Origin of the sequence: Streptomyces sp. NPDC127068, assembly GCF_042724695.1 — a bacterium.
In the GTDB taxonomy this organism is placed as follows: Bacteria; Actinomycetota; Actinomycetes; order Streptomycetales; family Streptomycetaceae; genus Streptomyces.
Genome location: NZ_JBHXEN010000026.1, coordinates 60,475 through 85,417, shown reverse-complemented (window position 1 = coordinate 85,417; position 24,943 = coordinate 60,475). Strand labels below are relative to the sequence as shown.

The 24,943-nt window shown below is 70.4% G+C and carries 18 protein-coding genes; 10 read left to right on the top strand and 8 right to left on the bottom strand.

Going from position 1 to position 24,943, the window contains the following annotated elements:
* Positions 1–33: 33 nt before the first annotated feature.
* Both mltG and ACFWIA_RS18315 read right to left on the bottom strand, forming a co-directional pair.
* Positions 34–888: an endolytic transglycosylase MltG gene (gene mltG / locus ACFWIA_RS18320; RefSeq protein WP_387005983.1), complete on the bottom strand. Its 855-nt coding sequence runs from the start codon at positions 886–888 to the stop codon at positions 34–36.
* A 43-nt stretch (positions 889–931) separates the two neighbouring features.
* Positions 932–2,731: an ABC transporter ATP-binding protein gene (locus ACFWIA_RS18315; protein WP_387005980.1), complete on the bottom strand. Its 1,800-nt coding sequence runs from the start codon at positions 2,729–2,731 to the stop codon at positions 932–934.
* 164 nt (positions 2,732–2,895) lie between these two features.
* On the opposite strand from ACFWIA_RS18315, the gene ACFWIA_RS18310 reads away from it, so the two are divergent.
* The gene (locus tag ACFWIA_RS18310) at positions 2,896–3,363 is read left to right on the top strand and encodes a MarR family winged helix-turn-helix transcriptional regulator (protein WP_387005978.1); all 468 of its coding nucleotides are present in this window, start codon (positions 2,896–2,898) and stop codon (positions 3,361–3,363) included.
* A 194-nt stretch (positions 3,364–3,557) separates the two neighbouring features.
* The gene (locus tag ACFWIA_RS18305) at positions 3,558–6,497 is read left to right on the top strand and encodes an FAD-binding and (Fe-S)-binding domain-containing protein (protein WP_387005975.1); all 2,940 of its coding nucleotides are present in this window, start codon (positions 3,558–3,560) and stop codon (positions 6,495–6,497) included.
* Positions 6,498–6,524: 27 nt separating this feature from the next.
* Here ACFWIA_RS18305 and ACFWIA_RS18300 read toward each other — a convergent pair whose 3' ends face one another.
* On the bottom strand, positions 6,525–7,286 hold the full coding sequence (locus ACFWIA_RS18300) for a L,D-transpeptidase family protein (protein WP_387005972.1): 762 nt from the start codon (positions 7,284–7,286) through the stop codon (positions 6,525–6,527).
* 255 nt (positions 7,287–7,541) lie between these two features.
* Between ACFWIA_RS18300 and ACFWIA_RS18295 the strand changes: the two genes are divergently transcribed.
* A complete protein-coding gene (locus ACFWIA_RS18295; protein ID WP_387005970.1) occupies positions 7,542–9,371 on the top strand; it encodes an ABC transporter transmembrane domain-containing protein in 1,830 nt (609 codons plus the stop codon).
* Positions 9,368–11,158 (top strand): ABC transporter ATP-binding protein, encoded by a 1,791-nt coding sequence (locus ACFWIA_RS18290; RefSeq protein WP_387005967.1) that lies wholly within the window; start codon positions 9,368–9,370, stop codon positions 11,156–11,158. Before ACFWIA_RS18295 ends, ACFWIA_RS18290 begins: the two co-directional genes overlap by 4 nt.
* 80 nt (positions 11,159–11,238) lie before the next feature.
* Here ACFWIA_RS18290 and ACFWIA_RS18285 read toward each other — a convergent pair whose 3' ends face one another.
* Entirely contained in the window at positions 11,239–12,033 is a 795-nt protein-coding gene (locus ACFWIA_RS18285; RefSeq protein ID WP_387005964.1) for a metal-dependent hydrolase, read from the bottom strand.
* Positions 12,034–12,246: 213 nt separating this feature from the next.
* Between ACFWIA_RS18285 and ACFWIA_RS18280 the strand changes: the two genes are divergently transcribed.
* Positions 12,247–14,760: a DEAD/DEAH box helicase gene (locus ACFWIA_RS18280; protein ID WP_387005961.1), complete on the top strand. Its 2,514-nt coding sequence runs from the start codon at positions 12,247–12,249 to the stop codon at positions 14,758–14,760.
* Here ACFWIA_RS18280 and ACFWIA_RS18275 read toward each other — a convergent pair.
* Positions 14,738–15,787 (bottom strand): DUF6397 family protein, encoded by a 1,050-nt coding sequence (locus ACFWIA_RS18275; protein ID WP_387005958.1) that lies wholly within the window; start codon positions 15,785–15,787, stop codon positions 14,738–14,740. The genes ACFWIA_RS18280 and ACFWIA_RS18275 overlap by 23 nt on opposite strands.
* Positions 15,788–15,928: 141 nt before the next feature.
* Entirely contained in the window at positions 15,929–16,342 is a 414-nt protein-coding gene (locus tag ACFWIA_RS18270; protein WP_387005955.1) for a roadblock/LC7 domain-containing protein, read from the bottom strand.
* Between the two features lie 109 nt (positions 16,343–16,451).
* Here ACFWIA_RS18270 and ACFWIA_RS18265 point away from each other — a divergent pair, with 109 nt between their 5' ends.
* The gene (locus ACFWIA_RS18265) at positions 16,452–16,880 is read left to right on the top strand and encodes a PPOX class F420-dependent oxidoreductase (RefSeq protein ID WP_387005952.1); all 429 of its coding nucleotides are present in this window, start codon (positions 16,452–16,454) and stop codon (positions 16,878–16,880) included.
* Positions 16,881–17,090: 210 nt separating this feature from the next.
* On the opposite strand, the gene ACFWIA_RS18260 is transcribed toward ACFWIA_RS18265, so the two are convergent.
* Both ACFWIA_RS18260 and ACFWIA_RS18255 read right to left on the bottom strand, forming a co-directional pair.
* On the bottom strand, positions 17,091–17,273 hold the full coding sequence (locus tag ACFWIA_RS18260; RefSeq protein WP_385493734.1) for a hypothetical protein: 183 nt from the start codon (positions 17,271–17,273) through the stop codon (positions 17,091–17,093).
* 109 nt (positions 17,274–17,382) lie between these two features.
* Complete coding sequence (locus ACFWIA_RS18255; protein ID WP_387005949.1) at positions 17,383–18,438, bottom strand: fatty acid desaturase family protein; 1,056 nt, start codon at positions 18,436–18,438, stop codon at positions 17,383–17,385.
* A gap of 238 nt (positions 18,439–18,676) precedes the next feature.
* Between ACFWIA_RS18255 and ACFWIA_RS18250 the strand changes: the two genes are divergently transcribed.
* The 4 genes from ACFWIA_RS18250 to ACFWIA_RS18235 all read left to right on the top strand — a co-directional run bounded on the left by ACFWIA_RS18250 (position 18,677) and on the right by ACFWIA_RS18235 (position 24,925).
* Positions 18,677–21,538, top strand: coding sequence for an SNF2-related protein (locus ACFWIA_RS18250; protein WP_387005946.1), 2,862 nt, complete (start codon positions 18,677–18,679; stop codon positions 21,536–21,538).
* Positions 21,539–21,606: 68 nt separating this feature from the next.
* On the top strand, positions 21,607–22,893 hold the full coding sequence (locus tag ACFWIA_RS18245) for an SWF or SNF family helicase (RefSeq protein ID WP_387006061.1): 1,287 nt from the start codon (positions 21,607–21,609) through the stop codon (positions 22,891–22,893).
* Between the two features lie 217 nt (positions 22,894–23,110).
* Positions 23,111–24,142, top strand: a complete 1,032-nt coding sequence (locus ACFWIA_RS18240) for an acetamidase/formamidase family protein (protein ID WP_387005943.1) — start codon at positions 23,111–23,113, stop codon at positions 24,140–24,142.
* Positions 24,143–24,325: 183 nt separating this feature from the next.
* Complete coding sequence (locus ACFWIA_RS18235; RefSeq protein ID WP_387005940.1) at positions 24,326–24,925, top strand: N-acetylmuramoyl-L-alanine amidase; 600 nt, start codon at positions 24,326–24,328, stop codon at positions 24,923–24,925.
* Positions 24,926–24,943 lie beyond the last annotated feature (18 nt).

The window sequence follows — 24,943 nt, the reverse complement described above, 5'->3', positions numbered from 1 at the left end:
CCGTGCAGGGGCCGGGTCAGGGGGCTGTTCCCGTCATGGGGTGGGTGAGGGCGAGCGGGTGTCCGGGCTTCGGTTCTGGTTGAACTCGGTCACGTTGCGCTGGTGGTCCTCGTACTCCACGGTGAAGCGCGTGTCGCCGGGTTTCACGGTGACGAAGTACAGCCAGTCGCCCGGTGGCGGAGCGACTGCCGCGCGCAGGGCTTCGTCGCCTGGGCTGGCGATGGGGGTGGGGGGCAGGCCGGTGCGGGTGTAGGTGTTGTAGGGGGTGTCGACCCGGGCGTCGTCGTTGTTGCCGCTGTTCGATGTGCTGCGGTTGAGCACGTAGTTGATCGTGGAGTCCATCTGGAGGGGCATCCCCTGGTCCAGCCGGTTGTGGATCACTCGTGCGACCTTGCCCATGTCGGTCCTGTTGTCGGCTTCGGCCTGGACGATGCTCGCGATCGTCACCGTTTGATACAGGTTCAGCGTGCCGGCGCCACTGGCACCGGCGGCGACCGGGCTGGCGCGGAACCTCTTGTTGGCGTTGGTCACCATCGACGACAGCAGTGAGCGGGGTGTCGTCTCGCCGGTGACCGGATAGGTGGCCGGGAGCAGATAGCCCTCGGGGTTCCCCCGCGCGTCGGCGGGGAGCGCCAGACGCATGGTGGGCACCTCCTTCCTCGTGGTCCCGGCCCGGAGGGCGAGTGCCTTGTCGACCGCCGTGTACACCTGGTCGGCGCGCCAGCCCTCCGGCACGGTCAGGGAACGGGGTTCGGCGGGCTGCCCTCCGGACAGGGCCACGGGGACGGCGATCGAGGTGCCGACCACGACCGCTCCGGCAGCGACCAGGGCGATCCGGCCGCGGCGCGTGAGGCGGATCGGGCGACGACGCGGAGTCTCGGTCTGCATGGCGGCACGGTAACCCGACGAGGTCGACGAACCGCGCATATGGTTATCTTGCGGGCTCCAGTTCGGCGTCTTGATGCACCAGCGCGGCGTAACGGCCCTCCCGTGCGAGCAGTTCCTGGTGGGTGCCGCGCTCCACGATCCGTCCCTCGTCGAGAACCACGATGTGGTCGGCGCCCCTGATGGTGGAGAGCCGGTGGGCGATGGTGATGGTGGTGCGCCCCTCGGACACGGCGTCCAGGGCCGCCTGTACGGCGGATTCGGTGTGGGTGTCGAGGGCGCTCGTCGCTTCGTCCAGGACCAGCACCGGCGGGTTGCGCAGGATGGTGCGGGCGATGGCGAGCCGCTGCTTCTCGCCCCCCGAGAACCGGTACCCGCGCTCCCCCACCACCGTGTCGTAGCCCTCGGGAAGCGAGGCTATGTGGTCGTGTATCTGAGCCGAGCGAGCCGCTGCGACCAGTTCCGCGTCGGTGGCTTCGGGGCGGGCGAACCGCAGGTTCTCGGCGATGGTCGCGTGGAACAGGTAGGTCTCCTGGGACACCACGCCGACAGTGCGCGCCAGGGTGCCGAAGTCCACGTCCCGCACATCGACCCCGTCGATGGTCACGCGGCCCGCGGTCACGTCGTAGAGACGCGGCACCAGGTGGCCGAGGGTCGACTTCCCCGCCCCGGTCGCCCCGACGACCGCGAGGCTGCCACCGGCCGGGACGGTGAGGTCGATCCCGTCGAGCACCGCTCGGCTCCGGTCGTCGTAACGGAATCCGACCTGCTCGAAGGCGACTTCGCCCTTGACGTGGTCCAGCTGGACGGGTTCGGCGGATTCGGTGATGTCGGCGGGAAGGTCCAGGTACTCGAAGATGCGTTGGAACAGCGCGAGTGACGCCTGTACGTCCACCCCGGTGGACAGCAGGCTGACCGCGGGGCGGAAGAGCCCCTGCTGGAGCGAGACGAAGGCGACGAGGGTGCCGAGGGAGACGGCGGGCCCGCCGGACGCGGAGGTCATTCCCGCGGACCAGTACAGGACGGCGGGCATGGCCGACATGACGATGGTGATGACGGCCATGCGCCAGCGTCCCGCCGTGCTGGAGCGCACTTCGAGGTCGACCAGTCGCTCGGACTCCTTCGCGAAGGAGTCCGTGAGGGAGTCGGCCCGCCCCATGGTGCGGCCGAGGAGGATGCCGCTGACGGAGAGCGACTCGGTGACGGTGGCGGCCATGACGGCCATCTGCTTCTGTCTCTGGGTGGTGATCCGCTTGCGCTCCCGACCCACGCGGCGACTGATCCAGGCGAAGACGGGCAGCAGGAGCAGGGAGACCACGGTGAGCCGCCAGTCGAGCGCCAGCATCGCGACGATCGTGGCGACGACGGCGGTGAGGTTGGAGACCAGGGACGTGGCCGTGGAGGTCACCGTCGCCTGCATGCCGCCGATGTCGTTGGCGAGGCGGGACTGGACCTCTCCGGTCCTGGTCCTCGTGAAGAAGGCCAGGGACATGCTCTGGAGTCGCGCGTACACCGCGGTGCGGAGGTCGTGCATCACGCGTTGTCCGACGGTGGTGGAGATCAGGACCTGGAGGACACCGAGCACACTCGTCACCACGGCGCTGAGGACCATGCCGAGCGCCAGCAGACTCAGCAGGACCGTACGGCCCTCCGGGATCGCGGTGTCCACGATCGCCTTCAGCAGGAAGGGCGTCACCACCGAGGCCACCGAGGCGGCGGCGACGAGCAGACCGACCATGAGCAGCTTGCCGGTGTAGGGACGGAAGAGTCGCAGGATGCGGCGCAGTTGCCTCGCCCCCTCCGGTGCGGAGGGGGCGGTCGTCCGGGAGTTCACTTCGGCGGGCACGGGCCTCCTCCAGGGAGGGACGGATGGGGGGCGGCGTCTCTTGTTCAGGCGCAGGAACGACCGGGCCGGGAGGGTGCCCGGCACGGCGATCCGAAGCCGCTTCAGCGAGCATAGCTCATAGTTACCTACGCTCACAATGACATAGGTCCTGATACTGTTCCGACATGAACACCCCGGACGCTGACGGCATCCTCGCCGAGCAGTTGCTACGACTCACCCGTCGTGTGCACCGCATCCAGAAGCGGCACCTGGAGACCCGCGGGCTCGGCATCACCCCCGCCCAGTCCCGCCTGCTCAGGACGCTCTCCTTGTACGGCTCGCCGCCCCGCATGGCGGATCTCGCCGAGCGTCTGGAGGTCGTCCCCCGGGCCGTCACCACACTGGTCGACGGGCTGGAGGCCGCGGACCAGGTGCGTCGGGCGCCCGATCCGACGAACCGACGGGTGATCCGGATCGAGATCACCGACACCGGACGACGGACCCTGGACGAGCTCCGGTCCGTGCGCCGCGCCGCGGCGGAGGAGATCCTCGCCCCACTGACCGCCGGCCAGCGCGACGTCCTCGGCGCGCTGCTGATGGCACTGATCGACGGCCCGGACCTGACATCGGATCGGAGTCCCGAATCCCGTTAGGTCTCCCCACCGACCGTGACCGGGCGCAGCAGGGCCGGGCATCGCGTGGCGACTCCGGCGGCAAGGGCTCCGGTGGGCGTCGCGGGGTGTGCCCAGCGCACCTGGGGCGATCATGGAGGGAGCCCCGGTGCGCGGCGGTCAGCTCGGGCGTCTTCGAGTGGGCACGAGCGCGCACAAGGAACGAGGAGGACCACATGCCCCTTCTGGAGCCGGACCCGGACATCCTGCGCCCCGTTTCCCGCCCGGCCGCCCCCGCCCCCGACCGGGTGGGCGCCGAACTCGCCGACGGCACGCCCGAACCGCTGCGCGGCGAGCTCGTCGCCCTCCTCGGCGCGGACAAGGTACTCACGAAGGTGTCGGACCTGGTGCGCTACGCGTCCGACGCCAGCCCGTACCGCTTCCTGCCGCGGGTCGTCGTCGTCGCGCAGGACCTTGACGACGTCTCAGCCGTTCTCTCCTACGCGCACGGGAGGGGCCGGGAGGTGGTCTTCCGCGCTGCGGGCACCTCGCTCAACGGCCAGGCACAGGGCGAGGACATCCTCGTCGACGTGCGCAGGCACTGGGCCGGCATCGAGGTCCTCGACGACGGGGCCCGGGCACGCATCGGGCCGGGGACCACGGTCGTCCGGGCCAATGCCACGCTCTCCCGGTACGGCAGGGTCCTGGGCCCCGACCCGGCCAGCGCCATCGCCTGCACCCTCGGGGGCGTGGTCGCCAACAACGCCTCGGGAATGACGGCCGGAACCACCCGGAACTCCTACCGCACCCTGGCCTCCCTCACCTTCGTCCTCCCCTCGGGCACCGTCGTGGACACCGCCGACCCGGAAGCGGACGCACTGCTCGCCCTGGCGGAACCGGCCCTGTGCGAAGGGTTGTTGGGCCTCAAGGCGGAGATCGAGGCCGATCCGGAACTGGTCGCACGGATCCGCGCCAAGTACGAGATCAAGAACACCAACGGCTATCGCCTCGACGCCTTCCTCGACGGGTCAACGCCGGTGGAGATCATGCGCGGGCTGATGGTGGGTTCCGAAGGGACCTTCGGGTTCATCTCGGAAGTCGTCTTCGACACCTTGCCCTTGGACCGACACGTCACGACGGCGCTGCTGTTCTTCCCGTCCCTGCCGGCAGCGGCGGCCGCGGTGCCCTCGTTCAACGAGGCCGGTGCACTGGCCGTGGAACTGATGGACGGGAACACCCTGAGGGCGTCGGTGAGCGTGGAGGGCGTGCCCGCCGACTGGGCGACGCTGCCCCGCGACACCACGGCGCTCCTCGTCGAGTTCCGGGCTCCGGACACCACGGCCCAGGAGGCGTACGAAAGGGCCGCGCGGGCGGTGCTGACCACACTGGACCTGGTACGGCCCGTCGCCTCGGTCACCAACGACTTCACCCGCGACCCGAAGACCATCGGCGGGTACTGGAAGGCCCGCAAGGCATTCGTCACCGCGGTCGGGGGTTCGCGCCCCTCCGGTACGACCCTGATCACGGAGGACTTCGCCGTACCCCCGTCGAGGCTCGCCGAAGCGTGCGAGTCCCTGCTCGAACTCCAGACCCGGCACGGCTTCGATGCCGCCGTCGCGGGCCACGCAGCCCACGGAAACCTGCACTTCCTGCTCGCCTTCGACGCGGGAGACCCCGGTGACGTGGAGCGGTACGCCGCCTTCATGGACGAGTTCTGCCGACTCACCGTGGAGCGCTTCGACGGTTCCCTCAAGGCCGAACACGCCACCGGTCGCAACATCACGCCCTTCTTGGAAATCGAATGGGGCGAGCGGGCGACCGGGTTGATGTGGCGCGTCAAGCAGTTGATCGATCCGGACGGCGTCCTGGCCCCCCGCATCGTCCTCGACCGCGACCCGAGGGCCCATCTGCGGGGTCTCAAGACCATCCCCAAGGTCGAGCTCATCGCCGACCCCTGCATCGAGTGCGGCTTCTGCGAGCCCACCTGCCCCAGCCAGGACGTCACGACCACGCCCCGGCAACGCATCGTGCTGCGCCGCGAGATGACACGTCAGCCCGCGGGCTCCCCCGTCGAGGAGAGGCTCCTGGACGCCTACGGCTACGACGCCGTGGACACCTGCGCCGGTGACTCCACCTGCAAGCTGGCGTGCCCGGTCGGCATCGACACCGGGGCGATGATGAAGGACTTCCGGCACGCACGCCACTCGCCTCGCGAAGAACGCGTGGCCGCGTTCACCGCCCGGCACTTCGCGGTGGTCGAGGCGTCCGCGCGTCTCGCCGTGGCGGCCGCGGACCGCATCAGCGACCGGCTGCTCACCGCGGTCACGCGCGGGGTGCGCAGAGCGGTCCGTCCCGACCTCGTTCCGGAATGGCTGCCCGGCATCCCGGGGGCGGCCCCCCGTACCTTGCCCCGCACCAGCCGGGCCGGCGCCACCGCCGTGTACTACCCCGCGTGCGTCAACCGCATCTTCGGCGGGCCCGACGGACAGCGGAGTCCGTCGCTGCCCGAAGCCGTGGTCGCGGTGTCCTCCCGTGCGGGCAGACCGGTGTGGATTCCCTCCGACGTATCCGGAACCTGTTGCGCCACCATCTGGCACTCCAAGGGGTACGAGTCCGGCAACGCCGTGATGGCGAACCGGATCGTCGAGGCGGCATGGGCCTGGACGGAGGGCGGACGGCTTCCGCTGGTGGTGGACGCCTCCTCGTGCACGCTCGGCATCGCCCATGAGGTCGTGCCGTACCTGACCCCCGCCAACGGGGCGCTCCACCGGGAGCTCACGATCGTCGACTCCGTCGTGTGGGCCGCCGAAGAGCTCCTCCCGCACCTCACGATCCACCGCACCGTCGGTTCGGCGGTGCTCCACCCGACCTGCTCGATGCGGCACCTGGGCGACGAGGCCCCACTCCGTACCGTGGCGGAGGCGTGTGCCGACGAGGTGGTGGTGCCCGAGGACGCCGGTTGCTGCGCCTTCGCGGGCGACCGGGGGATGCTGCACCGGGAACTCACCGAGTCCGCCACCCGCAAGGAGGCCGCGACGGTGACCGCGCGCGACTTCGACGCGCACCTCTCGGCGAACCGGATGTGCGAGGTCGGCATGGACCATGCGACGGGTCAGCGCTACCACTCGGTCGTGTGGGAGCTGGAACGCGCCACGCGGCCCGGTCCGCCTGACTGAGCCGACCGAACCGCCGGTCGGCAGCGGCTACGCGCCCAGTTGCGCCCGGTCCCCCATCACGACGACGGGTCGCAGATCGGGGTCGAGGGTACGGAGCAGGTACTCCATGCCGGACTTCGACAGGCTCACGCACCCCGACGTCCCGCTGCCGTGGTCCAGGTGGAACCAGATGCTCCCGCCCTTGGACCGACCCAACGGACGGGTCGGGTCGTTGGGTGCGGTGCCCTTCACCCGGTTGTAGTCGATGGCGATCACGTAGTCGAAGTCGTTCCAGTAGCGCTCGGCCCAGTAGCGCGGTGCCTGGAAGGCGTCGGAGTGCGCGTACGGGAGCTTGCTCCCCGGGTCGGGCAGCACCCCGCCCGCGTCGGACAGCGAGAACACGCCGACCGGGCTGCGCTTGTCGTTCTCCCGGTGGTCGGGGGTCCACCCCTTCCTCCCGTTGTGCGCGGGCCAACTGCGCGCCACCCGCCATTCGGTGGCCTGTTTCGTGTACAACACCACGGTCGATTTCGCGGAGTCGGCGTGATCTCCGTACACCGCGACGACCTGCCGTGTTGTGGCCGGAATGCGGTTGCCGATCCGGTCGCCGACGCCGGGTATCCTGTCGAAGCGAGCCGGGTGGGGACCGGAGCGGGGTTCGGGGCGGGCCGGTGCAGAGACGCCGTCCTGGTCACTTCCTGCTCGCTCGCTCGGGGGGCCTCCACTCGTTCCGCAGGCGCCCAGCAGGGTGAGGAGAGTGGCCCAGACCACAGCGAAGGTCAGGGGCCGTGACGCGGCGACAGTAGGCATGCGCCCCATGTTCGCACCGCGTGGACGAGTGCTGGCGGCCGTCGTGCGAAGTGCGCAGCGGGGTCCCGTCGGTTCCTCGCCGGACCTGGGCAATTCGTTTGCTTGACCGAGGGGAGGAGGGTGAGGCTTTCACGGTTGGTCGCTCCCAAACCGCGCGCGCGGTTCTGACAGCACACGCTCAGGTCCGTCGTCCACTCGGACGACTCCTCTCCACCCTCCACCTACCCTCTGTCCACATCCGAGTCCTGGGACACCATGCACATCCAAGACCTCCCGTACGCCGACCCCGGTGTGCCCGACGTGCGATCAGGCCCCCGGTTCCTTTTCTGGCTCGGGCGGAACCAGTTAGGCGGCCAACTCAAAGCCCTCATGTGGGGGTTGATCCACCTGATGGCCGTGGCCGGCTTACCGTTCGCCGTTGGTTTCGCCGTCGAAGCAGTCGTCGACCGTTCGGGGACCCAACTGGCCCTCGCGGGTGGGGCGCTCGCCCTGCTCGGGCTGAGCATCGCCCTCGGCGACACCATGTTGCACCGCGTCGCCATGAGCAACTGGATCACCGCTGCGGCCCGGGTCCAGCAGTTGTTGGTCCGCAAGACCGCCCTGCTCGGGGCCGCGCTGACACGACGCGTGGCCGCCGGCGAGGTCGTCGCCGTCTCCACCTCGGACGTCGAGAAGATCGGCTGGTTCGTCGACGTCCTCTCCCGCTTCGCCGCCGCAGTCGTGACGGTCCTGGTCATCTGCGTCGGCCTCGTCGTCTACGTGCCCGAGCTCGGTGTCATCGTGGCGGTGGGCGCCCCCGTCCTGGTGCTGGGCGTCCTCCCGCTGCTGCCCGTCGCCGCCCGCCACGCCGATGCGCAGCGCGACAAGGCGGGGTACGCCACCGAGTTGGCCTCCGACACGGTCGCCGGTCTGCGGGTGCTGCGCGGCATCGGCGGCGAGGAACAGTTCCTCAGCCGCTACCGCTCGGCCTCCCAGGCGGTTCGCGGGGCCGCCGTCCGCACGGCCCGCACCTGGTCGCTGATCTCCGCTATCCAGGTCTTCCTGCCGGGCGTCCTCCTCGTCGCCGTGGTGTGGCGCGGGGTGCTGCTCGTCCAGGACGGCAGCATCTCCGTGGGAGCCCTGGTGACGGTGTACAGCGCAGTGACGCTGTTGAACCTTCCTCTGCGGCACTTCGAGGAGTTCGCGATGGCGTACTCCTTCTCCCGGCCCGCGGCGGTCCGCGCCGCACGGGTCCTCTCGTTCGAGCGGGCCGTGGAGGCGCCAGACCGTGGCCCCCGGTCCGACGGGGACGGTCCGGACGCCCCGTCCACCGTCGGCGTCGGGGGGACCGCCGAGCAGCGCGTCGCGCCGGCGGACGGTTCCCTCCCGGCCGGCGACCTGTACGACCCGACCACTGGCCTCTTGGCCCCGTCCGGACGGCTCACCGCCGTGGTGTGCGGGGACCCGGACGTCGCGGGCGAACTCGCCGAGCGCCTCGGGGGGCACGTGGCCACGGACGACGATCCGGGCCCGTCCGTGCTCCTGGGCGGCACGGCATTGGACGACCTGTCGCTCGGCGCGGCCCGCACGGTCGTCCTGGTGCAGGACAAGGAGCCCGTGCTGCTCTCCGGCACCCTGCGTGACCTGATGGACGTCCCCGCCTCGGGGAAGGTGTCGGCCGAGCAGGCGTTGGAGGCCGCCCAGTGCGCGGACGTCATGACCGCGCTGGCCCAGAGTTCGGGCGAGACGGCGGACCCGTTCGACGTGCGGATCACCGAGCGCGGCCGTTCCCTCTCGGGCGGGCAGCGCCAGCGGCTGGCTCTGGCGCGCTCGCTGATCACCGACCCGGACGTGCTCGTGCTGGACGAACCGACCTCGGCCGTGGACTCCCACACCGAGGCCCGGATCGCCGCCGGTGTCCGCACGGTGCGGGACGGGCGCACCACGGTGGTGTTCACCTCCTCCCCGCTGCTGCTCGACCGGGCCGACCGGGTGGCCCTGGTGCACGAGGGTGCGGTGGCGGCCGTCGGCACGCACCGGGAGCTGTTGGACGGGGAACCCCGGTACCGGGCCGTGGTCACCCGCGAGATGGAGGAGAAGGCATGATCGGCGTCGCGCCCCCCAGCCATGACCCCGCTGCTCCGACGACGGCGAGCACCTTGCCGGTCGGCGGGCCCAGCACCGTACGTGCCTACGTCGGCGAGCTGGCTCGCCGGCACCGCGTGGCGTTCCTGGTCCTCGTCACGGTGAATTCCATAGCGGTGATCGCCTCGATGGTCGGGCCCTATCTGCTCGGTTCGCTGGTCGAACAGCTCTCCGAGGGCGGCGCCACGTTGCAGGAGTTGCGGGTCGGCCCGACGGTGGGGCTCTTCGCCCTCGCGCTCCTCGTCCAGGCGCTCTTCATCCAACAGGTCCGGCTGCGCGGTGCGGTCCTCGGCGAGCGGATGCTCGCGGACCTCCGGGAGGACTTCCTCGTCCGGGCCGTGCGGCTGCCGCCCGGGGTGCTGGAGCGGGCGGGGACGGGTGATCTGCTGTCACGCATCACCACCGACATCGACCGTCTCTCCAGCGCGATGCGTGAAGCGGTTCCCCAGCTCGCGATCGGTGCGGTCTGGGTGGCACTGCTGCTCGGTGGGTTGGCCGTCACCGCTCCCCCGCTGGCTCCGGCGGTTCTCCTCGCGGTGCCCCTGTTGGTCGTGGGGGCCCGGTGGTACTTCAAGCGGGCCCCGCAGGCGTACCGCTCGGAGGCCGCCGGCCTCGCGGCCGTCGCCGGCGCCCTCGCCGAGACCGTCGACGCGGGACGCACCGTGGAGGCGCACCGTCTGGGCGGACGGCGGGTGGAGCTGTCCGACCGCCGGGTCGCCGAGTGGACCGCGTGGGAGCGCTACACGCTGTGGCTCCGCTCGATCCTGTTCCCGGTCATCAGCCTGACGCACATCACCGTGCTGTGCTCCGTGCTGATGGTGGGCGGCGTGTTCGTCCTCAACGGTTGGATCACGGTCGGGCAGCTCACGACCAGTGCGCTCCTCGCCCAGATGATGGTGGACCCCGTCGCGCTGATCCTGCGCTGGTACAACGAGCTCCAGGTGGCCCAGGTGTCGTTGGCCCGGTTGGTGGGCGTGCGGGACATCGAGCCCGACGCGGGCGACGCCTCGGTGGTTCCCGGGGGCCGTACGGTCCACGCCGACCACGTCCGGTTCGGGTACCGCGAGGGGGTCGACGTGCTCCGTGACGTGTCGATCAAGGTCGAGCCCGGTACCCGGGTGGCCCTCGTCGGACCGTCGGGGGCGGGCAAGTCCACCCTGGGCCGGTTGCTGGCGGGCATCTACGCGCCGGGCGCGGGCGCGATCACCCTCGGGGGGGCCGAGTTGTCCCGGATGCCCGCGGAGCGGGTGCGTTCCCATGTGGCCCTCGTCAATCAGGAGCACCACGTCTTCGTGGGAACGCTCCGCGACAACCTGCGGCTGGCGCGTTCCGGTGCGCAGGACGACGAGTTGTGGTCGGCCTTGGAAGCCGTGGACGCGGACGCATGGGCCACGTCGCTGTCGGACGGACTGGACACCGAGGTGGGCTCGGGGGGCGTGGCGCTGACTCCGGCGCAGGCCCAGCAGGTCGCGCTGGCCCGACTGGTGCTGGCCGACCCGCACACCCTGGTGCTGGACGAGGCGACCTCGCTGATCGATCCACGGTCCGCACGTGACGTGGAGCGGTCGCTGGCCAATGTGCTGGAGGGCCGGACGGTCGTGGCGATAGCCCACCGGCTGCACACGGCGCACGACGCCGATGTGATCGCCGTGGTGGAGCAGGGCCGGATCGCGGAGCTGGGCAGCCATGACGAGCTGGTCACCGCGGGCGGCACGTACGCGGCCCTGTGGCGTTCCTGGCACGGATGACGGTGTGGGGCACCGCGCGGTGCCCGTCCGTCGGTGCGCCGGTCCTCCCGATCTTCGGGGGGGGGCCGGCGCACCGGCTGTCAGATGACGTTCAGCGCCACGGCACCGCCCACGCCACCGAGCAGCATGAACGCGGGCATGAGCACCTTCACCTCGACCCAGCTGCCCGCCCGGAACCGCATGAACCTCGGCGGGCCCAGTGGGTACCAGCGCCTCCCGGCTATCGGGAGCGGCCACAGGACCGGGCAGCCGGACACGGTGAGCGCGTCGCCGAGGTCGTGGACCAGCGCGCCGAGCACGATCGGCAGCCCGAGCCACAGGTACTCCTGGCCGGGGGTGGTGAACAGCCAGTCCGCGCCGTTGCCCGGGCGGTCCAGTACGCCGGCGAGGATCCAGGAGCTCGTTGCCGCGAGCAGCCATACGAGGACGTCGGCGCCCTGGCCGCGGGTGGCCCGCCAGAGCAGGCCCTCGATCGCGAGGACCAGGTGGACGAACAGCAGGGCGAGGACCGCCCACCGTCCCCCGGTGATCGCGAGCGCCGAGGCGCCTCCGCCGATCAGGACGGCCCAGAGCCAGGTGTGGGTCAGGGTTCGGTGCCCGCCGGAGCGCCGGGGGTCACCGGGCTTGCGGGTGCCCTTGTAAACGGCGTAGGAGAGCCGGTCGACGATCTCGCACAGGGCCCGGGAGACCGGCCCGAAGGCGCGCGATATCGTCGCGGCCTTGTGGTCGAGGTCCGGGGCGAGCGCGGCGCCCGCGCAGATCAGTGCGCCGGTGAGGAGGACCGGCCAGGGCATGGTGTGACCCACCGCTGCCGCCGCTGCTCCCACCCCCAGCCAGGCTGCCGCTCCTGACAGGGAGTGTGCCGGTCCCATCATGGTGGTGCCCCGCCCCTTTGTTCCTGTTGTTCGTGGTTCTCGTGTGCCGCGGGCTCGTGCCCGGGGGTTCTCCCGGATCCGGACGGTCCCTTCCTGAGCGGGAGGGGCCGTCCGCGGGCGCTGACGTCGTGTCGGCGCATCAGCGTAGCGTCAGCGATCTTCGTACGGTCATCCGATTCCGTGATCGGGGTCGGAGCCAGGCAAGATAGGCGTGTGACCCTCATCGCTCAGCTGCCGCAGTCCGCCGACCCCGACGCCCTCTACGAAGCATTCGAGTCGTGGGCAACGACGCGCGGGATCACGCTCTATCCGCATCAGGAGGAGGCCCTGATCGAGGTCGTCTCCGGGGCGAACGTGATCGTGTCGACGCCGACCGGGTCGGGCAAGAGCATGATCGCGGCGGGCGCGCACTTCGCGGCGCTGGCGCGCAACGAGGTCACTTTCTACACGGCGCCGATCAAGGCGCTCGTTTCGGAGAAGTTCTTCGAGCTGTGCAAGATCTTCGGCACCGAGAACGTCGGCATGCTGACCGGTGACGCTTCGGTCAACTCCGACGCTCCGGTCATCTGCTGCACGGCGGAGGTGCTGGCCTCGATCGCGCTGCGCGACGGCAGGAACGCGGACGTCGGCCAGGTGGTCATGGACGAGTTCCACTTCTACGCCGAGGGCGACCGCGGCTGGGCGTGGCAGATCCCCCTGTTGGAACTGCCGCAGGCGCAGTTCGTGCTCATGTCGGCGACCCTCGGCGACGTGTCGATGTTCGAGGAGGACCTGACCCGTCGGACGGGTAGGTCCACGGCAGTGGTCCGGTCGGTGACGCGCCCCGTGCCGCTCTCGTACGAGTACCGTCTGACCCCGCTCACGGACACCCTCACCGAGTTGTTGGCGACGAAACAGGCGCCGGTGTACATCGTGCACTTCACCCAGGCACAGGCGGTGGAGCGGGCACAGGCCCTCATGAGCATCAACATGTGTTCGCGTGAGGAGAAGGACCGGATCGCCGAGCTCATCGGGAACTTCCGGTTCACGACCAAGTTCGGCCGCAACCTGTCGCGCTACGTTCGGCACGGCATCGGGGTGCATCACGCGGGGATGCTGCCCAAGTACCGGCGGCTGGTGGAGAAGCTGGCCCAGGCGGGCCTGTTGAAGGTGATCTGCGGTACGGACACGCTGGGTGTCGGAGTGAACGTGCCCATTCGCACGGTCCTGTTCACCGCGCTCACCAAGTACGACGGAAGCCGGGTGCGGACGCTGCGCGCGCGGGAGTTCCATCAGATCGCGGGCCGCGCCGGGCGGGCGGGCTTCGACACGGCCGGACTCGTGGTGGCCCAGGCTCCGGAGCACGTGATCGAGAACGAGAAGGCGCTCGCGAAGGCGGGGGACGATCCCAAGAAGCGCCGCAAGGTGGTGCGCAAGAAGGCGCCGGAGGGGTTCGTGGCGTGGACGGAGGCCACCTTCGACAGGTTGGTAGCCGCGCAGCCCGAGCCCTTGACCTCGCGTTTCCGTGTGACGCACACCATGCTCCTGTCCGTGATCGCCCGTCCGGGCAACGCCTTCGACGCGATGCGGCACCTGCTGGAGGACAACCACGAGCCCCGTAAGCAGCAGCTGCGGCACATTCGGCGTGCCATCGCGATCTACCGGTCGCTGTTGGACGGCGGCATCGTGGAGAAACTGGACGAGCCGGACGCGGAGGGTCGGATCGTCCGGCTGACCGTCGACCTCCAGCAGGACTTCGCGCTCAACCAACCCTTGTCCACGTTCGCCCTCGCCGCGTTCGAGCTGCTTGACCCGGAGTCGCCGTCCTACGCGCTCGACATGGTCTCCGTGGTCGAGTCCACACTCGATGACCCCCGGCAGATCCTCGCCGCGCAGCAGAACAAGGCCCGCGGTGAGGCGATCGCCGCGATGAAGGCGGACGGCGTGGAGTACGAGGAGCGCATGGAGCGGCTCCTCGACGTGTCGTACCCCAAGCCGCTCGACGAGTTGCTCTTCCACGCGTACGACACCTACCGGCTCAGCCACCCGTGGGTGGGTGATCACCCGCTGTCGCCGAAGTCGGTGATCCGTGACATGTACGAGCGGGCCCTCACCTTCACGGAGTTCGTGTCGCTGTACGAGTTGGCGCGCACCGAGGGCATCGTCCTCAGGTATCTGGCGAGTGCGTACAAGGCGCTCGACCACACCGTGCCCGACGACCTGAAGTCGGAGGATCTTGAGGATCTCATCGCCTGGCTCGGTGAACTGGTCCGTCAGGTGGATTCCAGCCTGCTCGACGAGTGGGAGCAGCTGGCCAATCCGGAGGAGATGACGGCGGAGGAGGCGCAGGAGCGTGCCGATCAGGTGAAGCCGGTGACGGCCAATGCGCGGGCGTTCCGGGTGCTGGTGCGCAACGCCCTGTTCCGTCGCGTGGAGCTGGCGGCCCTCGACCACGTGGACGAGTTGGGTGCGCTGGATGCGGACTCGGGTTGGGACGCGGATGCCTGGGGCGAGGCGATGGATCGCTACTGGGACGAGTACGACGATCTGGGTACCGGACCCGATGCGCGGGGGCCGAAGCTGTTGTCGATCGAAGAGGACGTCCAGCACGGGCTGTGGCGGGTTCGGCAGACCTTCGCCGACCCCAACGGCGATCACGACTGGGGCATCAGCGCCGAGGTCGACCTGGCCGCCTCCGACTCCGAAGGCAGGGCCGTGGTCCGGGTCACGGGTGTCGGACAGTGGTGAGTGGCCCGAGCGCAGGGCGGGTCCTTCGCTTCTGACGGCCGAGCGACGAAGCGGTGGGCCGCGGCGGTTCCGACCCGGTGTCGCGGCCGGACGACGAGCTGCCGACAACGGTCGTGGCCCGGAGCGTGCGACACGGCCTCGGCCCGTGTGTCACTGGTGGGTCTGAGTCCGGACAGCCGGGGTTCCGCTCGCGGGCGGCTCGGAGGCAGAGCCGGAGGTGGGCTTGGTACCCGCGGATCTCGTCCTCGGTCTCGGCGGTCGTGAGGTCGGGGGAGCGGGAGGCCGCGTACCGGTTTCCCGTCGTGGTGGCGGGGCGCCTGGGCCGCAGGTCCTGGAGGCGTGCTCGCTCGTCGGGGTCCGGGACCGTGTCCGCGATCTGTGCGTCGTCCAGGAAGGCGGCACTCGCCGCCGCGCTCTCCCAAGGGCCGTTCGCGAGTCGCAGGAGCATTTCGTGGCAGCGGGCTCGCCAGTTGCGGGCCCGGGAGTCCAGTCCTCCGTCCAGCTGTCGCTTGAGCGGGACGGGTGTCCGACCGGTGAGGAGGGCGCGGCACTCGGGGTGGGCAGCGAAGTCTTCCACTTCCTCGGCGAGGTAGCGCCAGACGACCACCCGGTAGCGGTTGCGGTAGTGGAGTACGGGCGTGAGCCTGCCCAGTCGGGCGAGCCGGGTGAAGCGGGCGGTGGTGATGCCGAGGAGGGTCGCCGCCTCCGATGTGCCGACCGTCTTGACCTGGTTGCGCAGGGCATCGGGGAAGCCGGGTTGCGTGCGTACGCGGTCGATTTCCGCGCGGGTGACCCGCCGTTCTCCGGGACCGCCCCCGCGCACCGTGTGGATCCGGCCGAGCCGCACCGCGAGTTCGAATTCGGCGCGCAGGAGGGCGAGTTCCCTGGCGGCGTGCGTCGGTGCGAGCGTGGGAGGTTCCTGCTTGCCGGCCCGGGGTGCGATCGATGCCGGTGCCGGTGCCGGCGCACCGAGCAGAACGCGTCCGAACGGTCGGTCGGCGATGGGTGTCATGACGTTCAGCTTCATGTGGCACTTCCCCCGTGAAGTGGTGCTGGTGTCTCGGGAGAAACCGTAGCTCGAATCGCCCTCATCCCGCTGGGCCTGTGGATAACTTCGCTGGAAGTTGACTCTTCGCAGGTCAGAGGGGGTCTTCGCGAAGCTGCGCGCTCATCCGTCGACTATCGACGTGCGCTCCGGATACCGGGCGCCCACCCCGAGGTGCTCCCCGACGCGGTTCACGAGCAGCGTCATTTCATAGGCGACCTGACCGATGTCGACCTCGGCCGTGCTCAGTACGCAGAGGCAACTGCCTTCCCCCGCGGCCGTCACGAACATCACCGCTCCGTCGAACTCGATCATCGTCTGGCGCACCCGACCGGCCCCGAAGTGCCGGCCCGAACCCTTGGCCAGGCTGTGCAGACCGGATGCCACCGCGGCGAGGTGTTCGGCGTCCTCACGAGGTAGCGCGGTGCTGGCACCGGTGACCAGCCCGTCGCTGGAAAGGACCAGCACGTGTCTGACGTGTTCGACCCGGTCGATCAGGTCGTCCAGCAGCCAACTCAGTCCCGTCTTCTGGCCCATCGTCACGCTCTCCCCGCTCCCCATGCTCCCGGCCTTCCCACCCGCCGACCGGAGACTCCTTTCCGCAAGCCTTCCCCACCCTTGGCCCCTGGGCAAGCAGGATGGCCACATGGCACAGAAGATGACCGACGAGCGGTGGAGGGCCTTCGTTTCGCAGGGCACGCGCACCGGGAAGCTTTCAACGGTTCGGGCTGACGGAAGCCCGCACATCGCACCGATCTGGTTCGTCCTGGACGGCGACGAACTGGTCTTCAACACGGGGAAGGAGACTGTCAAGGGGCGAAACCTGGCCAACGAGAAGCGTGTCGCGCTGTGTGTGGACGACGACCGGCCTCCGTTCGCCTTCGTCATCATCCAGGGTCGCGCCAGCCTGTCGGAGGACCTGGACGAGGTGCGCCACTGGGCCGGGCGCATCGGTGGTCGCTACATGGGCGCGGATCGTGCGGAGGAGTTCGCTGCCCGGAACGGCGTGCCCGGAGAACTCCTGGTCCGATTGCACATCGAGAAGGTGATCGGCTACGAGGGCGTGGCGGACTAGCTGATCCCGGGGCGCACGCCAGGCGGTGTGCGCCCCGTCAGCCGCTCGTGTCCGGCCGCGCCGCCGGTCCCGGCCGGGAGACCGGGCTGACCCCCGAGGTCTTCTCGCCCCGGGGCGAGCGACCGCTCAGCGGGCCACGACCGGGCGAGGTCCCCGAACGTGCCACGGCCCCGGGGCACGGGGCCGGACGTCGCGGTCCCCCTCGGCGGCTCAGCGCCCCAGCTCCTTGCGACTCACCCGTCGCAGCCTGCGTCGCTGAGAGGGATCCAGCGCCAGGTACGCGGCGGCGGGAACTCCCAGGACGATCAGGAGGACCGCCCAGAACGGCAGCCAGATCCACAGGATGAGTCCGACCGCCACACCACCGGCTGCGATCTTCGCTCGCTTCGACATCCGTGTCGCCTCCTTCTTCACAGCGCCCGTCGATTCCTACAGAACAGAACGACCTGATCGTCCGTGCAGTTCCGTCCCCCGACCCTGAGCCACCCCTGAGGCGCAACCCTCATCCGACCCTGAGGGGCTCGCCCACGTCGTGCATGTGGCGCAGGGCCTGGCGGTAGGACGCGAGGAGCCCGGTCTCCACGTAGGGGATGCCCACCCGCTGGCAGTGCTCCCTGACGAGGGGCTGGGCGAGCTTCAGGTGCGGGCGGGGCATGCTGGGGAAGAGGTGGTGCTCGATCTGGTAGTTCAGTCCGCCGAGGAACCAGTCGGTGAGCGGGCCGCCCCGGACGTTGCGGGAGGTCAGCACCTGTCGGCGCAGGTGGCCCCAACGCTCGCCCTCGGGGTCGGGCATCTCCATCCCCTTGTGGTTGGGGGCGAACGCCATGCCCAGGTGCAGGCCGAACAACGCCTGGTGGACAGCGGCGAAGGCCAGGGCCTTGCCCGGCGGCATGGCGCCGAACAGGAGCGCTGCGTATCCGGCGACGTGCCCGATGAGCAGCGCCCCCTCGACCCGACGCTCCCGGGTGTTCTGCCGCCGCAGGTCCCGGAAGCCGGACACCTTGAGGGCCAGCCCTTCGAGGAGGGTCAGCGGAAAGAAGAGCCAGGCCTGGTGGCGGGTGAGCCAACGCCGGAACCCCACGCGCAGCCTCGCTTGGTGGCGGGTGAAGACCAGGACGTCCGCGACCACGTCGGGGTCCTTGTCGATGTGGTTCGGGTTGGCGTGATGCCGGTTGTGCTTGTCGTTCCACCATGCGTAGCTCATGCCCAACATGAGGTTGCCGTGCACGAGGCCGATGGCCCGACCGATGCGCTTGTCGGAGGATATCTGGGCATGGCCCGCATCGTGGCCGATGAAGGCCGTGCGGGCGGACGCGAGCGCCAGTGCGGGCGCGAACGCGAGGCTCCACCAGGAGTCCCCCGTGACGATCACGCCGGCGACGACGGCACCGAACAGGAGCGCGTTGACCACGATGGCCACCGTGTACCACCCCGTGCGGCGGTCGAGCAGTCCCTGTGCCCGGACGTCACGGAGCAAGGGGGTGAACTCGCTGGGTTCGGATTTCCGGTCGGGTGCGCCCGACTGCGGTTCCACGACGGGTGCAGCGGCCTCGGGCATGGGATTCTCCGGTCTACGAAGGGTTGACCTGGTGAAACGTACGGTTCACCCCCTCCGGGGAACCATGCGGCCAGCACCCGTCCGCTCCGGGGGGAGTTCCCTCCGACCGTAGGGGGGTTGACCACACCCCCACCCACTACGTGACGCATACCACTATTGACATTCGAGCGCATTGTCGTTTGGTGATCTACAATGGGCCGCTTGCCCTCTAATCAAATTTGAGGAGTGTGCCTTAGCAGTGCAGAGCATCCCCTCGACATCGGGGGACGTGACCTCCGGTCTCGCTCGCCTGACCGCGGTGTTCGTCCCCTCCGACCTTCCTGGAGCGCAGCGGGTCGCCTTCTGGTGCCCTTCGGGGGACCCGCTGCCGGACACGCACCCGGGACGGATCGGGGACCTGACCGTCGTGGTACCCCACGAGGGCGGTGTCGCCACGGTCGACGTACCCGCGTGCCTGCTCCCCGTCCCCGCGGCACTGCCGTTCCTCACCCGCGCCCGCGCCCTGGACACCGCACACCCCACCACGGCCTTCTGGGGCAGCGCGATCCTGTTGGCCCTCCACTTCGCGGCCCGGGGCCTCCTGCTGCCCGGCCTGGACGCGGACGATCACGACGCATGGCGGTTCGGCCCGCTCGGCGCCCAGGACGCCGAGCGGGTGCGGGAGTTGGCCGCCTCGATGCCGCCGGCCGCCCATGCCCTGCCGGTGCACACGGGCGGGGCACTGCACCTGCCCGAGCCCGAGGAGCACCTGTGGGCCTTCCTCGGTGCGGTGGCCGACGCACTCCCCCGCTCCCCCGCTGCCGTGTTCGCCGCCGGTGCGGCGCCCTTCGCGGCTCCCGAACGCCACCGGTTGCCCGAGCTTCGGAACTGGGCCGCGGACGTGGCGGCAGGACATGACGCGGGGGTCCGCATCTCCCTGAGGGTGGAGGTCCCCGGACTGACGCCCACCGACCCCGACACGGCTCCCGTCTCGTTCCGTGCCGTGCTCCAGGCGCACAGCGCCAGCGACCCCACCGCGGTCGTGGACGCGGCCGACATCTGGTCGGCCACCAGCGGATCCGCGGTCCTCGGCCCGCAGGCCCGGATGGACGTGCTGCTGGCACTGCGCCGGGCCACGCGTGCCTGGACTCCCCTCGCTCCGCTCCTGTCGGCGAGCGTGCCGGACGCCGTCGAACTCATGGACGAGGAGGTCATCGACCTGCTCGGCGCCGGGGCGCGTGACCTCTCTCTCGTCGGGGTGGAGGTGCACTGGCCGCGGGAGCTGGCGCACCGACTCACCACGCGTGCCGTGATCGGTCCGCCGGTGGACGCCACGGGCCGGGGGCACGGCGAGTCCGGCGCCCCGTCCTTCCTGTCCGCCGATGCCCTGCTCGCGTTCGACTGGCGCTTCGCCCTGGGCGACCGTCCGTTGAGCAGAGCGGAACTGGACCAACTCGCCGAGGCGAAGCGCCCGGTGGTGCGGCTCCGTGACCAGTGGGTCCTCGTCGACCCCGTCGAGGCCGGTCGTGCTCGGGCACGGCAGGACCGCAAGGTGTCCCCGGTGGACGCGCTCAGCGCCGTTCTGACGGGTGCCACGGAGGTCGACGGGCAGACCGTGCGGGTGGAGGCCACGGGCTGGCTCAAGGGTCTGCGTGAACGGCTGTCCGATCCGGAGGGGATGACCCCTGTGGACCCGCCCGAGGCGCTCGCGGCCCGCTTGCGTGACTACCAGCTGCGGGGGCTCACCTGGCTGGCCCACATGACCTCACTGGGGTTGGGGGCCTGCCTCGCCGATGACATGGGGCTGGGCAAGACGATCACCGTGATCGCGCTGCACCTGCACCGCCAGCGGGAAGCGGAGTCCGCGGCCCCCACGCTCGTGGTCTGCCCGACGTCCCTGATGGGCAACTGGCAGCGCGAGATCGAGAAGTTCGCACCCGGCACCCCCGTGCGCAGGTACCACGGCGCCCAGCGCTCGTTGGACTCGCTCGCGAACGGCGAGTTCGTGCTCACCACCTACGGGACCATGCGCCTCGACGCAGCGCGGCTCGGCAGCATTTCCTGGGGGCTGCTCGTCGCCGACGAGGCACAACACGTGAAGAACCCGTACTCGGCGACCGCCGGGGAACTGCGCACCATCGGCGCGGGCGCGCGGGTGGCACTCACCGGCACCCCGGTCGAGAACAACCTCTCCGAACTGTGGGCGATCCTCGACTGGACGACTCCCGGTCTGCTCGGTCCGCTGGCCACGTTCCGCAGCCGCTACGCCCGTGCGGTGGAGTCCGGTGTCGACCCGCAGGCAGCCGAACGGCTCGGGGCGCTGGTGCGGCCCTTCCTGCTGCGCCGGCGCAAGTCCGACCCGGGCATCGCCCCGGAGCTCCCGCCGAAGACGGAGACCGACCGTGCGGTGTCCCTCACCCCGGAACAAACGGGACTGTACGAGGCAGTGGTGCGCGAGGCACTCGCGGAGATCGCCAGCGCCGAGGGCATGGCCCGTCGGGGGATGATCGTGAAGCTGCTGACCGGGCTGAAGCAGATCTGCAACCACCCCGCCCAGTTCCTCAAGGAGGACGAGCCCCGCATCGAGGGGCGCTCCGGCAAGCTGGAGCTGCTGGACGAGCTGCTCTCCTCGATCGTGGCGGAGGGTGCGGGCGTTCTGGTGTTCACCCAGTACGTGCAGATGGCGCGGCTCCTGGAGCGGCATCTCGCGGCGCGTGGGGTGGCCACCCAGTTCCTGCACGGAGGCACCCCGGTGGCGGAGCGCGAGGCCATGGTCGCCCGGTTCCAGGAGGGCGCGGTGCCGGTGTTCCTGTTGTCCTTGAAGGCTGCCGGTACCGGCCTCAACCTGACGCGCGCGGAGCACGTCGTGCACTACGACCGGTGGTGGAACCCCGCCGTGGAGGCGCAGGCCACGGACCGCGCGTACCGCATCGGGCAGACCCGGCCCGTACAGGTGCACCGGCTGATCGCCGAGGGCACGATCGAGGACCGGATCGCGCGGATGCTGGTGCGCAAGCACGAGTTGGCGGAGTCGGTCCTCAGCGGCGGCGAATCGTCCCTGACCGAACTCTCCGACGCCGCGCTGGCGGATCTGGTGACCTTGCGGGGAGGTCCGCATTGAGTTCCGCCGGGGGCTTCGACGGGGCGTACGGGACGGGCAGTCAGCACGAGGACGAGGAGGCGGACGGTATGCGCGCGAGCGAGGACGGGGTCTCCCCGGCGGACGGGGAGGAGCGGACGTTCGCCACGCTTCCCCCCACCCGGGGCAGGGGCTTCGCCCTGACCTGGTGGGGCCAGGCGTGGCTGCGGGCCCTGGAGGACACTGCCCTGGACCTGGGGCAGTTGAAGGCCGGGCGGGCACTCGCGCGCGCTGGTGCCGTGGGCGCGGTGACCGTGCGCCCGGGCAGGATCATCGGCGTGGTGCGGGATCGCGACGGCACCGCCCACCGGTCGGACGTGCTGATCCAGGAGCTCCGGGACGACGAGTGGGACCGGCTGCTGGACATGACGGTGGACCGGGCCGCGCACATCGCCGCCCTGCTCGACCGTGACATGCCACCTCACCTGGTCGAGGACGCGGCGACGGCGGGGGTGGAGCTCCTGCCGGGCATCGGCGATCTGGAGCCGGAGTGCGACTGCGGCGCGTGGGACCAATGTGCTCACACGGCCGCGCTGTCGTACCAGATGGGGCGGATCCTGGACGAGGACCCCTTCGTCTTGTTGCTCCTCCGCGGGCGCGGGGAGCGCAGGGTGTTGGACGAGTTGCAGGTGCGGAGCGTCCTGCGCGCAGCGGCCGAGGACCCGGGGGAAGACACGGACGCCGCGGTGGGCGTGGACGCCGTCGAGGCGTTCGCGGCGGGCTTCGTCCTGCCTCCGCTGCCCGAGCCGCCCGGCCTGCCCGCCGCCCCGGGGTCGCCGCCCGCCCTGGACGTCGAGACGAGCCCCGCGCCGGCCGTCCGGCCGGAAGCCCTGGAGTTCCTCGCGCTCCAGACGGCCCGTGAGGCACACCGGCTGCTCGCTGAGGCGCTGTCACCCCACCACGCGGATCGGCCGGTCCCGACCACGACCCTGGAACAGGACGCCGTGCGACTGGCTGCGGGTGAGCCGGGCAGGGAGGCGCTGGACCGCCTGGCGACGGCTTCCGGTCGCACCGACGAACAACTGGCACTGGCGGTGCGTGCCTGGAGCTATGGCGGCGCCGAGGCGGTGACCGCTTGGGAGCGGGAGCACACGCTCACGCCCGAGGCACGTGCTCGGGCGGCGGCGACGGTGGACTCCGCGTGGGAGGAGGACGAGCGCCCCGCGCTGCGGAACGAGGGCAGCCGCTGGACCACTGCGGACGGACGCGCGCAGCTCCGGGTCGACGGATACGGCCGGTGGTGGCCGTTCCGGGAGGAAGGCGGTCACTGGGTGCCTGCCGGAAGCGCGGCGAAGGACCCCGCGACGGCCCTCGCGGCGGCGCTCGGTACCGAGTGACGCCCCGCGCCGAGCCCTCCTGGACACCGAGGCGTCGGTGTGAGGCGCGAGGCGTGGGCCGCCTCATTCACTCTTTAGAGTGCCGGAGTTATCCACATTTTCATCAACGCTCACAGATGTCCCGTCGGGGCTTCCGCTCCGATCTTCGGGAGTCGTACCTTTGCAGCACACGAGGCAGCCCCTTCGGCCCTCGCAGAGCAAGAGGAGCACCGCCGCGATGAGCGACCCCCGGATGATCACGGTCCGTCCCGAGCCGGGCGACTACGCCTGGACGTTCGGTGGCGCCGCGCCGTTCGCGCGCATCACCCCCGGAACGGTACTGGACCTCTTCACCGAGGACTGTTTCGGCGGCCGGGTGCGCTCGGACAAGGACCTCGTCTCCCAGGTGTGCGAGTTCCCCTACCTCAATCCGCAGACCGGTCCCTTCTACGTGGAGGGTGCCGAGCCCGGCGACACGGTGGCGGTGCACTTCGTGTCGATCGACCCCGCCAGGGACTGGGCGGCATCGACGACGGTGCCCCTGTTCGGAGCGCTCACCTCCACGTCCTCGACGGCCTCGTTGCAGGCGCCGTTGCCGGAGACCGTCTGGATCTGGGAGCTCGACCGGGCCCGGCGGACCGCACAGTTCCGGGCCAAGGACAGCGACATCGCGATCGCCCTGCCGATGGACCCCATGCACGGCACCGTCGGGGTCGCACCCGCCCATCTGGAGGTGCGCTCGGCCCTGGCTCCGGGCGCGCACGGTGGGAACATGGACACCCCGGAGATGCGCGCGGGCGTCACCTGCTACCTCGGGGTCAACGTCGAAGGTGCGCTGCTGAGCCTCGGCGACGGGCACGCCCGACAGGGGGAGGGCGAGACCTGTGGGGTCGCCGTCGAGTGCGCCATGAACACGGTGGTCATCGTGGAACTGCTCAAGGGGGTGTCCACTCCCTGGCCGCGCCTCGAATCGGATTCGCACCTGATCTCGACCGGCTCGGCCCGGCCGCTGGAGGACGCCTTCCGCATCTCCCAACTCGACCTGGTGCAGTGGCTGGTGCGGGACTACGGATTCAGTGAACTCGACGCGTACCAGTTCCTCACCCAGACGGTCGAGTCGCCCGTGGCGAACGTCTGCGACACCAACTACACCTGCGTCGCGAAGATCCGCAAGGAGTGGCTGCCGGTGCGGGAGACTCACCGGGGTCTGCACACCAGACTGCGGGAGATAGCCGCCACCCTCCCCCGCTCCGACCGTTCGATCCACTGACCCGAAGGCATCCGGCTCGGTGCCCCCCGCCGTGCACCGCATTCCCGTCGCCGCGTACGGGGCTGACGCACCGTCAGGGGCTCGGCCGCTGCCCTCAGGGTGGTCACACGTGGGCCGTCGCCCACGCACCGCCCGTCCCCGCTCCCCATCCATGCTCACCGCAACCGCAGAGACAGGAGAGTCATGCAACGGCCCCCGGGTGAGCCGAGCCGACGCCGCCTACTGAACCGAGCCGCCCTCGCGGCGATCCCCACGACCCTGCTCCCCTCGTCCCGTGCCTTCGCGCGTCCCCAGGCAATCGACTACCCGACGGCGCAGCCGGCGCCCGCGAGTACCTCCAACTACACCGCGTCGAGCCGCCCCAGCAGCTACGCCATCGATCGGGTCGTCGTCCATGTGACCCAGGAGACCTGGCTGGACACGCTGACGATCTTCCAGAACCCCGCGAAGAAGGTGTCCGCCCACTACGTGGTGCGCTCCGAGGACGGGCACGTCGCGCAGTGCGTCCGCGAACGCGACATCGGCTGGCACGCGGGGAACTGGACCTACAACACACGGAGCATCGGCATCGAGCACGAGGGCTGGGTCGACCAGCCGGAGTACTTCACCGACGCCCTCTACGAGAGTTCCGCCGTGCTCACCGCAACCCTCTGCGCGAAGTACGGCATCCCGCGGGACAGAAAGCACGTCATCGGCCACAACGAGGTGCCGGGAGCAGACCACACCGACCCGGGGCCGCTCTGGGACTGGTCACGGTACATCCGACTGGTGCAGTCGGTCTGATCTGCGTCGAGCCGCCCA

Bases quoted from the DNA above. Each gene is read 5' to 3' on its own strand.
- mltG (WP_387005983.1), bottom strand. From the start codon at position 888: ATGCAGACCGAGACTCCGCGTCGTCGCCCGATCCGCCTCACGCGCCGC.
- ACFWIA_RS18310 (WP_387005978.1), top strand. From the start codon at position 2,896: ATGAACACCCCGGACGCTGACGGCATCCTCGCCGAGCAGTTGCTACGA.
- ACFWIA_RS18305 (WP_387005975.1), top strand. From the start codon at position 3,558: ATGCCCCTTCTGGAGCCGGACCCGGACATCCTGCGCCCCGTTTCCCGC.
- ACFWIA_RS18300 (WP_387005972.1), bottom strand. From the start codon at position 7,286: ATGCCTACTGTCGCCGCGTCACGGCCCCTGACCTTCGCTGTGGTCTGG.
- ACFWIA_RS18295 (WP_387005970.1), top strand. From the start codon at position 7,542: ATGCACATCCAAGACCTCCCGTACGCCGACCCCGGTGTGCCCGACGTG.
- ACFWIA_RS18290 (WP_387005967.1), top strand. From the start codon at position 9,368: ATGATCGGCGTCGCGCCCCCCAGCCATGACCCCGCTGCTCCGACGACG.
- ACFWIA_RS18285 (WP_387005964.1), bottom strand. From the start codon at position 12,033: ATGATGGGACCGGCACACTCCCTGTCAGGAGCGGCAGCCTGGCTGGGG.
- ACFWIA_RS18275 (WP_387005958.1), bottom strand. From the start codon at position 15,787: ATGAAGCTGAACGTCATGACACCCATCGCCGACCGACCGTTCGGACGC.
- ACFWIA_RS18270 (WP_387005955.1), bottom strand. From the start codon at position 16,342: ATGGGCCAGAAGACGGGACTGAGTTGGCTGCTGGACGACCTGATCGAC.
- ACFWIA_RS18265 (WP_387005952.1), top strand. From the start codon at position 16,452: ATGGCACAGAAGATGACCGACGAGCGGTGGAGGGCCTTCGTTTCGCAG.
- ACFWIA_RS18260 (WP_385493734.1), bottom strand. From the start codon at position 17,273: ATGTCGAAGCGAGCGAAGATCGCAGCCGGTGGTGTGGCGGTCGGACTC.
- ACFWIA_RS18255 (WP_387005949.1), bottom strand. From the start codon at position 18,438: ATGCCCGAGGCCGCTGCACCCGTCGTGGAACCGCAGTCGGGCGCACCC.
- ACFWIA_RS18245 (WP_387006061.1), top strand. From the start codon at position 21,607: ATGCGCGCGAGCGAGGACGGGGTCTCCCCGGCGGACGGGGAGGAGCGG.
- ACFWIA_RS18240 (WP_387005943.1), top strand. From the start codon at position 23,111: ATGAGCGACCCCCGGATGATCACGGTCCGTCCCGAGCCGGGCGACTAC.
- ACFWIA_RS18235 (WP_387005940.1), top strand. From the start codon at position 24,326: ATGCAACGGCCCCCGGGTGAGCCGAGCCGACGCCGCCTACTGAACCGA.